Source organism: Candidatus Paceibacterota bacterium, from assembly GCA_035530615.1.
Classification (GTDB): Bacteria; Actinomycetota; Actinomycetes; order Nanopelagicales; family Nanopelagicaceae; genus QYPT01.
The window spans coordinates 232,697-245,732 of the sequence record DATKUL010000002.1 but is presented as its reverse complement, the minus strand read 5'-3'; the positions used below and the strand labels follow the sequence as shown (position 1 = coordinate 245,732).

14 protein-coding genes are annotated in these 13,036 nt (G+C 50.1%); 6 read left to right on the top strand and 8 right to left on the bottom strand.

What is annotated here, in order from left to right; translation table 11 throughout:
* Positions 1-136 precede the first annotated feature (136 nt).
* The 5 genes from VMW30_04235 (at position 137) to VMW30_04215 (ending at position 5,448) form a co-directional block, all read left to right on the top strand.
* Positions 137-1,714: an ABC transporter substrate-binding protein gene (locus tag VMW30_04235; protein HUW87567.1), complete on the top strand. Its 1,578-nt coding sequence runs from the start codon at positions 137-139 to the stop codon at positions 1,712-1,714.
* An 89-nt stretch (positions 1,715-1,803) separates the two neighbouring features.
* A complete protein-coding gene (locus tag VMW30_04230) occupies positions 1,804-2,814 on the top strand; it encodes an ABC transporter permease (protein HUW87566.1) in 1,011 nt (336 codons plus the stop codon).
* On the top strand, positions 2,811-3,668 hold the full coding sequence (locus VMW30_04225) for an ABC transporter permease (GenBank protein HUW87565.1): 858 nt from the start codon (positions 2,811-2,813) through the stop codon (positions 3,666-3,668). Before VMW30_04230 ends, VMW30_04225 begins: the two co-directional genes overlap by 4 nt.
* A complete protein-coding gene (locus tag VMW30_04220) occupies positions 3,665-4,654 on the top strand; it encodes an ABC transporter ATP-binding protein (protein HUW87564.1) in 990 nt (329 codons plus the stop codon). Before VMW30_04225 ends, VMW30_04220 begins: the two co-directional genes overlap by 4 nt.
* Positions 4,651-5,448: an ABC transporter ATP-binding protein gene (locus VMW30_04215; protein ID HUW87563.1), complete on the top strand. Its 798-nt coding sequence runs from the start codon at positions 4,651-4,653 to the stop codon at positions 5,446-5,448. The genes VMW30_04220 and VMW30_04215 overlap by 4 nt, the downstream gene beginning before the upstream one ends.
* A gap of 46 nt (positions 5,449-5,494) precedes the next feature.
* Here the strand turns inward: VMW30_04215 and VMW30_04210 are convergent, their stop codons facing one another.
* Genes VMW30_04210 through VMW30_04195 form a run of 4 tightly spaced genes read right to left on the bottom strand, consistent with a single transcriptional unit; the run spans position 5,495 to position 8,555 of the window.
* Entirely contained in the window at positions 5,495-6,256 is a 762-nt protein-coding gene (locus tag VMW30_04210) for an SDR family NAD(P)-dependent oxidoreductase (GenBank protein ID HUW87562.1), read from the bottom strand.
* A 21-nt stretch (positions 6,257-6,277) separates the two neighbouring features.
* The gene (locus VMW30_04205; protein HUW87561.1) at positions 6,278-7,390 is read right to left on the bottom strand and encodes an enolase C-terminal domain-like protein; all 1,113 of its coding nucleotides are present in this window, start codon (positions 7,388-7,390) and stop codon (positions 6,278-6,280) included.
* Positions 7,387-8,166, bottom strand: coding sequence for an SDR family NAD(P)-dependent oxidoreductase (locus VMW30_04200; protein HUW87560.1), 780 nt, complete (start codon positions 8,164-8,166; stop codon positions 7,387-7,389). The genes VMW30_04205 and VMW30_04200 overlap by 4 nt, the downstream gene beginning before the upstream one ends.
* Complete coding sequence (locus VMW30_04195) at positions 8,163-8,555, bottom strand: Rid family hydrolase (GenBank protein HUW87559.1); 393 nt, start codon at positions 8,553-8,555, stop codon at positions 8,163-8,165. The genes VMW30_04200 and VMW30_04195 overlap by 4 nt, the downstream gene beginning before the upstream one ends.
* Positions 8,556-8,675: 120 nt before the next feature.
* Here VMW30_04195 and VMW30_04190 point away from each other — a divergent pair, with 120 nt between their 5' ends.
* The gene (locus tag VMW30_04190; GenBank protein HUW87558.1) at positions 8,676-9,488 is read left to right on the top strand and encodes a creatininase family protein; all 813 of its coding nucleotides are present in this window, start codon (positions 8,676-8,678) and stop codon (positions 9,486-9,488) included.
* Here the strand turns inward: VMW30_04190 and VMW30_04185 are convergent.
* From VMW30_04185 to VMW30_04170, 4 genes are all read right to left on the bottom strand, one after another.
* A complete protein-coding gene (locus tag VMW30_04185; GenBank protein ID HUW87557.1) occupies positions 9,453-10,454 on the bottom strand; it encodes a CoA ester lyase in 1,002 nt (333 codons plus the stop codon). The genes VMW30_04190 and VMW30_04185 overlap by 36 nt on opposite strands.
* Positions 10,455-10,680: 226 nt before the next feature.
* Positions 10,681-10,920, bottom strand: coding sequence for a biotin/lipoyl-containing protein (locus VMW30_04180; GenBank protein HUW87556.1), 240 nt, complete (start codon positions 10,918-10,920; stop codon positions 10,681-10,683).
* A complete protein-coding gene (locus tag VMW30_04175; protein HUW87555.1) occupies positions 10,917-11,918 on the bottom strand; it encodes a thiamine pyrophosphate-dependent dehydrogenase E1 component subunit alpha in 1,002 nt (333 codons plus the stop codon). The genes VMW30_04180 and VMW30_04175 overlap by 4 nt, the downstream gene beginning before the upstream one ends.
* A complete protein-coding gene (locus tag VMW30_04170; GenBank protein HUW87554.1) occupies positions 11,918-12,925 on the bottom strand; it encodes an alpha-ketoacid dehydrogenase subunit beta in 1,008 nt (335 codons plus the stop codon). Before VMW30_04170 ends, VMW30_04175 begins: the two co-directional genes overlap by 1 nt.
* Positions 12,926-13,036: the final 111 nt, after the last annotated feature.

The following is a 13,036-nucleotide window of genomic DNA, read 5'->3' as shown; positions in this document are numbered from 1 at the left end:
GTGACGCGATTGTTACATAAAAAAACGTTGCCAGCCAGAATTTTTGTGATTACTATCTCTCAAGCTCATGGAGGTCCTGATCCTGAGCTCCTACGCCCCAGGACAGACACGAGATCACTAACAAAGGAAGTAATGAATGAAAATTCGTAATTTACGAATGGTGGTTACCCAGCTCGCGGTGGTATCGCTTGCCGGAACTCTTCTCGTTGGAGTTCCTGCGGCCAATGCTGCAACTGGGGCGAAATGCAAACTCAATACGCCATCTTCAATTTCGCACTGTGATTCCATCACTGTCGCCCTCGTCGGAAAGGTCGTTTCTTTCGATCCTCTATCAAGTGCGCGAACACAGAATCAGAACTACATCACAAAGTACCTGATTCAGGGTGCTCTATGGCGCATCAACTCAAGTGGGCGTCCCGTATTTGACTTAGTTGCTTCAAGAAAGGTCTCAACAAACGGACTGGTCTGGACAATCAAGTTAAAGACTGGTCTCAAGTACTCAGACGGTGTTACTCCAGTACAGGCAGATGATGCTGTTTACATGTGGGAACTCTTCAAGAGTGGCGGTGTGCCACCTGTGCTCAGTGCAGTGAAAAACATCACGGCAACAGACACTTCAACAATCGTCATCACACTCAATACACGTTTTGATGATCTTCCATACTCGCTTGCAAGCCTTTACTTCTTCATGAATCCACGGAGCAAAGCCGAAGGAAATGCGAAGTACTGGGACAACCCACTCAGCGCTGGTCCTTATGAGATTAAGTCATGGACGCCAGGTTCTGATGAAATCACTTTAAAGGTGAACCCAAATTACTGGGCAAAGCCAGCCGTTGACGAAATCAAGTTCTTGGCCATCCCAGATGCCACAACTCGCGTTGTCGCACTTCGTCAGGGAACCATTGATTACGCGTTCGACCTTCCTGCTGCTGTAGCTCGAGCACAGCTCTCCGACAAGAAAACTTTCCGCGGAATACCTGTGCAGCTTCAAGGCACATTCTCTCTTGACTTCAATTTGCGCACTATGACTGCAGGCAAGCCATGGCGTGATGCAAAGGTACGTCAAGCACTGTCCTACGCTATTGACCGAAAGCGCATGGGTGATGTCGCCTTCTTCGGTGACGTCAAACCAAGTTGTACTGTGGTTTGGCAATCGAGCCGTCTTGCAACATGCATGCGCCCTGGTGGAATCGCACAGGACCTCGATAAGGCAAAAGAACTTCTCGCCGAAGCCGGATATTCAAAGGGCTTTGATATCAATATCATGGTCATGACCCGTGCTGGATGGCCAGACGCTGCAAGCCTTATTGCCGCTGACTGGAAGAAGATCGGCGTTAATGCCACCGTTGTTCCTCAGGCAGACGCTGTTGGTGTAGCAGCTTTGACCTCTGGTGCTTACGATGTTCAGTTCATCGGCGGCACAGGCGCAATCCCAACACAGTTGCTCCGTACTTACTATGGATCAACAGGTGCGCTCACAGTCTGGACTGGTGCAGGTTCAAACGATGCACTCCTCAACAAGATTGATACGTCTCCTGTTTCCCAGAAGAAGGCACTTCTTGCCCAAGTAGAATTGGCCATCTGGAACGAATCAGCACATATTCCTCTTGGACAGCGTGCCGTTTACGGTGCAACTCGTTTACCTGCCAATATTTTCCAGAACGTTGCAGGCAACGACAATTACTATGTAAAGCAGACCCCACCACTACGTTAAGCAAGTACACGTAATACGAGTGAAAAAGGTGGGGCATGGTTCCCCACCTTTTTCACTGCAATTACTAAAATGCATCAAGGAGGAAGTGAATGACAGAGGCGAACACAGAATCTCCCTCGACAGTCGAAAAAGAGACAGAGACTGCAAATCGAAATCGGGCAGCATTACGGAGAATGTTCCTAGGGCGAGCCCTTCGTTCGCTCAGCGTGGGCTTCTGGGTAATGGTCATTGCCTTCTTGATGATTCGGCTTAGTCCTGGCGACCCAGTTCGAATAGCTCTCGGAATCGAATCCACTGAAAAGCAAGTCGAAGTGATGCGTCACAAGTTGGGCTTAGACCAAAATATCCTTTTTCAGTTCTATCACTATCTGATCGGCGTTTTCCGAGGGGATCTTGGCTTTTCATATTTCTCAGGTCGTTCGGTAAGTGAGGTCATCGGCACTCACCTTCCAGTGACGCTCATGATCATTGCTCTCTCAATTGGCCTCGGCGCACTCTTAGCCATCCCGATCGCTCTCTTTGTCGCACAGAGCAAGAATCAATTTACAACGTACCTCTTTCGTGCATTCACTTCAGTCTCCCTCGCGCTTCCAGGCTTCTTTCTTGCAGTCGTCGGTCTCTTAGTCTTTGGCATTCGGTTAAATTGGGCTCCAGCCGCAGGCTATGAAGGAAGTTTCCCTGCAAACCTTCATTATCTCTGGCTGCCAGCTCTCGTGAATTGCGGTTCGCTCGTCCCTGTTCTTTCTCGCGTTCTCCATAGTTCTTTGATGGACACACTTGACGAAGAATTTGTCGAAACCGGCGTTATCCGCGGCGTAGGAAGAATTCGTTTCTACTGGTCCTATCTCCTTCGCCCTTCTCTCGCACCGACAGTTGTGCTGCTGAGTTACATGATTGGCGTCATGATTGGCGGAACCGTAATCATGGAGACCATCTTCTCGCTGCCAGGTATTGGCCGAGAATTGATTACTGCCGTAGATACTCGCGATTATCCGATTGTCCAAGGCATTGTGATGATCTTTGGACTGATAGTCGTCTTCTTTAGCTTCATTGGCGACCTTCTTGGATATCTACTAGATCGACGGGTGACACTTTCATGACAACGACATCACTAGAGAAGCAGGTCAAACGCATAAAGAGAATGCGGGAAGGATCTTTTGGCCTTTATTTCGGTTTCTCGATGATTATTATCATGATCGCTGCAGGAGGACTCATCCCGTGGTTGAGCAAGTACGATCCAAACGAACCGGGTGGCATTCCCCTCTCGCCGCCCAGTCATACCAACTATTTTGGAACAGATCTGCTGGGCAGAGATGTCTTCACGCGAGTTTTCGACGCTGTCTTCATCGATTTAGGCACTGCCATTATTGGAGTCTCCATCCCACTTATAATCGGGACAATCCTTGGAACTCTTTTAGGAATTTCAAGGAATAAGAGAATAAACTCCCTTGCAGGATCAATCATTGACGGAATCAATGCTTTCCCATTCCTCATATTCGTGATCGCGTTGATTGCATTTATTGGACCCGGTGTCCCGAGCATCATCCTCGCGCTTTCACTCGTAAACTGGGCTCGATACGCGCGTATCGCTCGAACGAGAGCCGTCGTCGTCAATCAGCAGGGATACGTCGAAGCTGCACGAATTCTTGGTTTTTCAAAGGTTCGAATTCTTTTCAAGCACATTATTCCAAATGTCTCTTCTGAGACGCGTGCATATGCGCTCAGCGATTTCATTATCGTGATTATTGCTGTGGCCGCCCTCTCATTCCTAGGAATGGGGACCCCTCCTCCGCAAGCGGAATGGGGAGCCATGATTAAAGATGGAACACAAATCCTTTCCGTCGCGTGGTGGCCAACAATTTTTCCGGGACTCGCCCTGTGCTGGGCGGGTATCGCCGTAGCATTTGTCGCTGAAGGAATGCAACGCAGATTACGGGAGACAAATACAAAATGAGTGAGAAGAAACTTCTAGAAATAGTCGACCTACAGATCGGCATTCCTCACCCTCGTCGCGAGACTCTCGTCATTGTTGATAATGCAAATTTCGATATCGGTTATGGCGAGATGCTTGGGATCGTAGGCGAATCAGGTTCGGGCAAGACAATGGTTTGTCGAAGTGTGATCGGAACTCTCGAGCGTCGCGGGGCGAAAGTAATTGGCGGACAGGTGCTATTTGAAGGTCGAGATCTCGCTCACGCGAGCGAATCACAATGGAAGAAATTGCGTGGTAAGGCAATTGGATACGTTCCTCAAAGCGCCCTGGCGGGCCCCAACCCTGTCTTGACGATTCAAGCACAATTGGCCGAAGCACTCCAAAAAAGTGAAGGCAAAGGATCGATCGCCGAACAGTCCAAGCGTCTGCTTGATCTAGTGAAGATCCGTCGAATTAACACCGTGCTTAAGCAGTACCCCAATCAACTCTCTGGGGGAATGAGGCAACGTGTCATGATCGCTTGCGCACTCGCCAGCGAGCCAAAACTATTAATCGCAGATGAGCCGACCACTGGTCTCGACGTAACCGTTCAGTCACAGATCATGGAACTCCTCAAGGAGATTCGAGGTGAATTTGGCACTTCTATCATTCTCATCTCTCACGATCTCGCACTCATTGATGATGTCTGCGACCGCGTAGTCGTGATGCACGCGGGTGCGACGGTTGAAGTTGGTTCGGTAGCCGAACTCGTCATACCTCGTCACCCTTACACAATCGCACTTAATCAATCCCGTATTGACATTGCTGAGCCTGGGAGCGAATTAGTCACCATTCGTGGGAACGCTCCTTCAGTTGGCGAATGGCCCACTGGATGCCGCTTTGCGGAGAGGTGCATTTTTAGGCAGAGTGATTGTTCAGACGGGGTGAGTCATCCCCCTCTCTTCGGAGAACGTGGATCACACCAGAGTGCCTGCTTGCATACAGAATTATTGGAGGGCGCACGATGAGTAAGAACATTATTGAAGCAAGAGACGTGAGCGTCACCTTTGGTTCGGGCGCTCACAAAGTGGAGGCAGTCAAGAATGCATCTCTCACACTCGCCGCTGGTGAACCTCTCGGCATCGTTGGCGAATCGGGAAGTGGTAAATCAACACTTGCCCGCGTTCTGGCTGGGCTTCAACCACCTACTTCCGGGCAGGTTTTCTTTAACGGGCAACCGGTCTACAAGGGGAACAAGTCCTACATCGGTGAAGCACGGCGCCAAGTTCAGATGGTTTTCCAGGACCCATATGCAAGTCTCAATCCGCAAATGACGGCGCTGAGCGCTGTCGCTGAAGCCGTTCGCATTCATAATGAGTGCGACAAGAAAGAAGCGGAGACAAAGGCTCTAGAGCTGCTCAAAAGAATGGGGATCGCTCAGCTCGATGCATTGAAGAAACCTCGGCAGTTATCTGGTGGTCAACGGCAGAGAGTGAGTGTCGCTCGTGCGCTCTCCGCAAACCCATCGGTGCTTCTTGCGGACGAGCCAACTTCAGCAATTGATCAGAGTGCCCAAGCGCAGTTACTCAACCTTTTCCGCGGGTTGCTCAATCAAGGCCTCGCAATCATCCTTGTTTCCCACGATCTTGGAGTTATCCGATATCTCACAAATCGCGTTTATGTAATGAAAGACGGCGTCTTTGTTGAATCTGGAGATACCGAAACCATCTTCAACAATCCACATCAGGATTACACCAAAGAACTACTGGCTTCAATACCAGGGGTACTGGGTGCGGCCGCTCGAAAGAAACGAACTGCATAGATGTGCGGGTGTTAAAACCTGCGCATAGTGAAAAGGAATGATGATTTTAGATACGAATATCTATCGATGCGCCACCATCGACAATGACCGTCTGACCAGTGATGTAAGAGGCGGTGGGAGAGGCAAGAAACTGGACCACGTTGCCGATTTCCATTGGATCGGCGAGTCGTTTGATGGGAATCGCATCTAACAACTTCTCATTAGTTGTGAGCCCCTTACCTAAGAGTTCTTCGTGGCTTCGTGTGTGCGTGAATCCTGGCGCAACCGCATTGACGCGGATGCCATCCAGCGCCCATTCCACGGCAAGCACTCGTGTAAGTGCTTCAATTCCCGACTTAGATACAGCGTATGACAATCGCTTGGGGAGCCCGATGCGCGCCATAATCGAGGAAATCGAAACAATTGCGCTCTGCGGTGATTCCTTCAAAAATGGATAGGCCGCCCGTGAACAGCGAAATGCGCCATCTAGATGAACGCCGGTCACATACTCCCAATCCTCGTCAGTGTATGTCGCAGAACGAGCCTGACGAAAATTGCCGGCGTTATTGACGAGAACGTCAATGCGACCGAAACGCTCTCCGACCTGGGCAAATGCGCCGTTGGCAGATTCAGTCTTGGCAACATTCAACTCAACCGCAAAAGTGCGCTTACCTGTCGGATCAAGTTCAAGCGCTGACGCCTGTGCGGCATCGGCATCCATATCTGTTATAGCGACATTGAAGCCCACATTGTAGAAACTCTGACAGCATGCGAAGCCGATCCCACGCGCTCCTCCGGTTACCAGGACAACTGGATTGCTTGATGCCACCCTTTATCCTTTGTTGAGTGTCTAGTTTTTGGGGAGCGGAATCCATTGTGCGCCACCACCGAGCGCCATTGATTCATCCGGTAAATCGGGCATAGTGAACTGCCATCCAAATTTGTCATTCTCTACAGTCTCGCTTTTGCGTGCGAAGATCATTTCCGCCAGCGGGTCCACGCTTGCACCCGGAGCTGAATACTCAATGGAAAACGTCGGAGAATCAATAAGGGATGCAATCTGAGAATGCCACGCATCATAAACGTGCCATGAGATAGATAAACCCGAATTTGCCATATATTCATTGAGTATAAGCATCCGCGATAGACCACCTTGGCAGGTCGTATCCATTCGAAGCATGTCTACCGCACCAGTTTCGATAAATGCTTGTGGGTGGTAAAGATGGCCCTCGTCATCACCACTTGCGAGCGGAACAGAGAGTAATGACCGCAAACCTCGGAGTTCATCAAGACTGCCAGGCACGAAAGGATCCTCAACCCAAGCCAGATCCAACCCTCCTACGATTTTCATCGCATCCTCAGGAGTCCTGCATGACCAGGCTAGATCTGTAGATACCGCACAGAGTTTGGTGTCGAGTGCGGCGATCAGCCGTTCGCGCGTCAATTCATGTGACATGCCAACAGGAAGTTTTACGCCGACCGCACCCGCATTGACCGCTGCCTGCACTTCCCACGCAATCTCTTCCGGTCCACGCGATGGTGGATATCCGATGACAGCCCACTGATCGAGCTTCTTTTTCACGCCACCGTAGCGCGCTACAACCGTCTGCTCTTCATGCCGAGCAATCGCGTCATGAGCTGCAAGATCCACGAGGGAGAAACCTCGCAATGCCGCACCTGCAGAAAGTGCGGGACTCGCCTGGCGAAGAAGTCGATCCCATGTCTTAACGGGATCGCCTTCAAAGAGTTCGCGATATGGCGTTGCAATAAGAGTATTGATCGCCTCTGATACTGGTGCACCGCGATCGAGTGCAAAAGCAGAACCAACGGTGCCATCTTCAAGTTCGACTGTTGCGACGCAGAAATCACGTGCGCGAATTACATAACTACCTAATTCAACTGGGTCGGGCAAGGTCAGCGTGACTCGACGACCTTGAATCTTCCGAATCTTAGGAATTGTCATTTCTTCCAAGGAATCTTCTTGGCTGAGAATCCGCCGTCAATGCTTAGTACATCGCCAGTGATAAAGCTTGCATCATCTGAGAGCAAGAATTTCACACCAGCTGCAATTTCATCTGGCTCGCCAAAACGTCCCATGGCGTGCATGCCTACAATCGTTGGATCTAAATGACCCTTCGCCGTTGCATTCACAACCAGCGGTGTATTGATATACCCCGGTGCAATGGCATTCACTCTGATTCCAAATTCCGCCCACTCGACTGCAAGGGTTCGGGTGAGTGCATCAATGCCCGCCTTAGACACTGCATAAGGAAGACGCCTTGGCCATCCAAATAAATGCGCGACGGATGAGAAATTGACGATCGCGCCGCCCTTCCCACTTTTCACCATCTCCCGAGCGACAGCCTGATTCATGTAGAAATGGCCATCCATATGGACGTCCATCACTTCGTGCCACTGCTCTGGAGTCATCTCCAAACTAGAGACGTTGGTGCTATTACCCGCACAGTTAACTAGCCCCGAGACGCCACCCGCCCAGGCCACTGTCGCTGCGACCAATTCAGTAGCACTCTCCGGTGAGGAGACATTAGCTTCAACGAAAAGAACACGATCCTTGCCAAACTCCTCTTGCACCTTCCCGATCTCACCGATGCGCAGATCGGCCGAGACAATCTTTACACCAGGCCAGTCCTCAAGCAGACGGCGAGCTGTTGCTAGTCCGATGCCGCTTCCGCCGCCTGTAACAATTACACAGGTGTGCCCGCCATTCACAGCGCTCACTCTGAGACCCACAATGTCGCTTCAACTTCAACACATAATTCAGGAAGCATCAACCGACTCACTTCAATGAACGTACAGACAGGAAGGATTGATGCAAATACCTCACCATGCGCCTTGGCAACCGCGGGCCAATCATCAATGCTCGTCATATAAACGCGAGTTCTGATCGTATTTTCAAAGGTTGCGCCAAGTTCTTTGATTGAGCCTTCAATCTCATTGAGAATGTACCGCATCTGACCATAGGCATCATTGGGGTGCATGACCTGTCCGTCGCGCGTCGTTGACGAAGTCCCACTCACCTCAATCAGATTCCCCATCCGCACTGATCGCGAGTAACCAACTATGGGAGCCCACGGACGATTGCCATCAGTACGACGAATGACTGTCATTTTATTTACACACTCCATTGGCAACGTCAATGCATCGCTCTTCAACACATTGGATCATATACATTGAGGTTGTACGCTAACATTTGCAACAAATCTGGTCAATAGAATAGGCGTTGAGTTATGAGTTCAAATAACCAAATTCATCTCTGGAAAAACACCTGGCAAGATATAGATAAGTTGGATCGTGACCGCACTCTTATTTTGATTCCCACGGGTGCGATTGAGCAACATGGACCTCACCTTCCACTGGACACTGACATTTTCAATGCCACTGCAATATCAGAAACTGTCGCAAATAATTTCTTACATAGTGAGAACTCAGTTCTCCTCGCCCCACCAATTTGGTGGGGTACCTCGCCTCACCACTTAGGATTTCCTGGAACAATCTCGCTGAGGAATGAGACGATGAGCAACATTGTGGTGGAGGTCATAACTTCACTCTTGCCACATGGTTTCTATAGATTCTTGTTGGTAAATGGACATGGTGGAAATGCTGGAATTCTGACTGCAACAGTCTCGCGAATCAGTCACGATTTAGGCATCTCTGTTCCAGCGCTTTCGTACTGGACACTTATCAAAGAGACACTCATCGAAATCGGAGAGTCGCCTATTGGTGGAATGGGCCACGGTTGTGAAATGGAAACTTCTCTCATGCTCCACCTTCGCCCCGAGTCTGTTCATATGAATCTTGCGGAGAAAGAGATGCCCCAGGAGCTCACCAATTGGTCCTGCATTGATTTCCGTGCTGGTGGTCCTGTTGGGATTCCCCTTGATTTCCGACGAGATAGCGAGCACGGAGTCATGGGAGATCCAACTCTTGCTAGTGCTGCCAAGGGTGAGCGAATCTTCAATGACGCGACAAGGGCGATTACCTCATTCGTCGATGAATTTTTTGCTCTAAAAAAGTCTGTTCTGATGAGTAAAAGGGGCTAACCCTTTACGAAATGCTTCCCCTGCTTCATCCCCGCGGATCCTCCCCGCGGATCCTCCCCGGGCGGCAATGGTTAAGGCCATCTTTCTTGAGGCCTCATCGATCATTGCACCATTGTAAATCACTGCTCCTCTTGCACCACCTTGGCTCGAGGTGTAGTACTCATAGGCCTCAAGAAGAGACATTGCAGAATCGAATTGCTCCTGAGAGGGCGTAAAGACCTCGTGGCAGAGTTTGATTTGGGAAGGGTGTAAAACCCATTTTCCATCAAATCCAAGAGCCCAGGCACGCCTTGCACTCGTTCTAAACTTATCTAGATCATGTACCTCAAGTGTCGGACCATCAATCGCAGCGATACCGGCAGCGCGCGCAGCGATCAATATTTTCATCATTGGATAATGAAACACATCCGCCAGGTCATAACCTTCCGGTCGGCTCTCAACTATTTGGGAAGGCATTCCAAGATCAGCCATATAGTCGGCAGGACCGAACGCTAAAGAGACAACACGCGGAGAGACTGCAATTGCTTCCGCATTAATGACTCCTTTGGCGCTTTCAATTTGAACATCCACTTTAATTACACCCTGAGTTAATCCGCAGGCCATCTCAATCTTCGCGAGCTCGCTATCAAGCCAAATTAAATCATGACTGTCAGATGCTTTCGGGAAAATGAGAGTATCGACTCCTCTTGCTGCGCCAGCCGCTAATAGAGCCAAGTCCTCGTCAATCCATGGAGTACCTAAACCATTGATTCGGACGCTTACTATTTTGGACGCGAACTGTCTTGCTTTCGCGAAATGTTGGTTGAGAGTTGATGAAACTAATGTGCGCGCAGCCAATTTTGAATCTGGAGCAACTGCATCTTCAAGATCCAAGAAGATTTGGTCGACCTGGAAATCCAGCGCCTTTCCAATCATTTTTTCGCTGTTTCCTGGAACCGCCAGAACGGAGCGTCTTGAATGAATCATTTCTCTCTAGCCTTTCCTCCAAGGATGAATGTTCAAATATTGAAACACTCCTTGCGGTTGAAAATGCATCGCACTAACGTACCTAAAGATTAGCGTAGATCACGTATGTGACTTCACAATATGGAGGCAAGATGACTGGTTTATATGTTGGTGCGGCATCATTCTCAATCTTGCCCATCACGAGTTCCTCTCCATTTTCACCACCGAGAATTCACAAGCCGGGGTTTTACTGACCGTCACAAATTGCTATTGGATCTCCGGTCTTAATCTCATCATCTACTTTGAAAAGTAACTCGGCGACTTTTCCTGAAATCGGCGAAGGGACCTCAACAGTGGCTTTATCAGTTTCAACCTCTAGAAGCATTTCACCAACAGCAATATCGTCGCCAACGGCTTTCTTCCATGCGACCAGGTAGACCGAATCGACGGTATCGCCAACTCGTGGCATCTTTATTGTCATTCTCATGCGTGCGCAGCCTTCTTTGGCGTCCAGATATTCTCAAACATCGATGCCAAGGTTGGTTCCGACGAAGCCTTACACGTTGCTACAACACCTTCGATCGTTGACTTCATCTCGGTCTTGATCTGTTCTGCACGAGCGGCGGTAAAAACACCACGAACAATCAAATCTTCCTCGGTTACTTTGATGGGATCGCGTTTCTGCCATAGCTCAAGCTCGCCTGCTGGACGATAGAGGGCTTGATCCGCTCGCGAATGACCCGCAAAGCGATAGGTCTTCGCTTCAATCAGAGTGGGGCCACCGCCATTCCTCGCCCGATCCACTGCCTCTTTCACCCCTCTGCGAACGGCGTGAATATCCATTCCGTCGAGTGAGAAGTGAGGCATGTTGTAACTCTCGGCACGAAGGTGGAGATCTTCAATCGGGGTTGTGGTTTGAATTCGACTGTACTCTCCATAAATATTGTTATCGCAGATGAAGATCACCGGAAGATTCCAAATTGCGGCCAGGTTCAGACCTTCATGGAATGCGCCAATATTTGTAGCACCATCACCAAAGACAGAAACACTGACACTATCAGTGCCTTTCGTCTGGAAAGCGAGTGCGGCACCCGCAGCAATCGGAATTCCCCCACCGACAATCGCCGACGTTGGAAGAAGTCCAACGCTCATGTCGCAAAGGTGCATCGACCCGCCAACACCGCCGCAACATCCGATTGTCTTTCCCATAATCTCGCCAAGAACAGACTCCGGTGTAAGTCCGAGTGAAAGCGCAATTCCATGTCCACGATAAGTAGCCATGACAATATCCGTCGGTCGCAGTTCGGCTGCAAGTCCGACTGAGAGCGCCTCTTGTCCAAGACAGAGGTGAGTAGTTCCGCGGATTTCACCTGAAGCGAATAACCCATTAATCTGCTCCTCGAATTCGCGAATCTCGACCATTCGCTCAAACTGCGCGACCTCATCCTGCTGCACAACCGTTCTGCGATCGAGTGCGTTGCTCATTACTTCAACCCTTCCAATTCCCACCACGTCTTCGGTGTCTGATTGCTAACAAGAGATTCTTTGAGCTGACGGGAAATATCTTCTGCTGTTGGTATATAGCGCGATTCGAGAACACCGCTATACGGAACCGGCGTATCCGGTGTTGTGATTCGGAACGGAGCAGCCTTTAAATGGCTGAATAATTGAGAAGTCACGCTCGCTACAATTTCAGATCCCCAGCCACCACTCTTGGGCGCTTCTTCAACAACTACCAGGCGCCCGGTCTTCTTTACCGAATCAAGAACAGTCTGTCGATCCCACGGAACCACTGTGGCCAAATCAATGAGTTCTGCATCAATACCTGAATCAGCGATCGCCTGGCGTGCGACATTGACCATCTGTCCCAGCGATACCACCGTGAACTCTTTACCTTCACGGAGCACACGAGCTTTACCAATCTCCATCTTCAGAGATACATCAACTTCCCCACGCTCTGCATAAAGAATTCTGGGCTCCAGCACCATGACCGGGTCTGGATCTTGGATCGCAGCACGCATCAAGCTATACGCGGACTGCGCATCGCTGATACTGACAACCTTTAGGCCCGGCGTCGCGGCAAACCAGTTTTCCAGGGTCTGCGAGTGTTGACTTCCAAATCCAAGTCCTGAGCCGCATGAGGCTCGGACAACCATCGGAACGGAAAGAGCTCCGTTGCTGAGATAGCGCATCTTTGCCGCCTCGGTTACGAGCTGATCGAGCGCCACTCCTAAGAATTCAACGAACATGATCTCCACGACCGGCTTCATTCCCAACATCGCTGCTCCAACGGCTGCGCCCGTGAACCCCATCTCTGAAATCGGCGTATCGCGAACTCGAAGGGGCCCAAACTCCGCGAGCAATCCCTCGGACGTTTTAAAAGGACCTTCAGCTACAGCAACATCTTCGCCAAAGACCATCACGGAAGGATCTGCTCTCATCTCGTCAGCCAAGGCGGAGACAATTGCCTGCCGAACTCTCATTGCGCTCATGTACGTCCCTACACTCGTCGAAAAGGCCAAGAACTGAGGAAGAAACTCGGCTGGAAACGTTTGCTAGGATATTAGGATGGTTGTGAGAAAGTCAAGGTTTTCGATGTCACA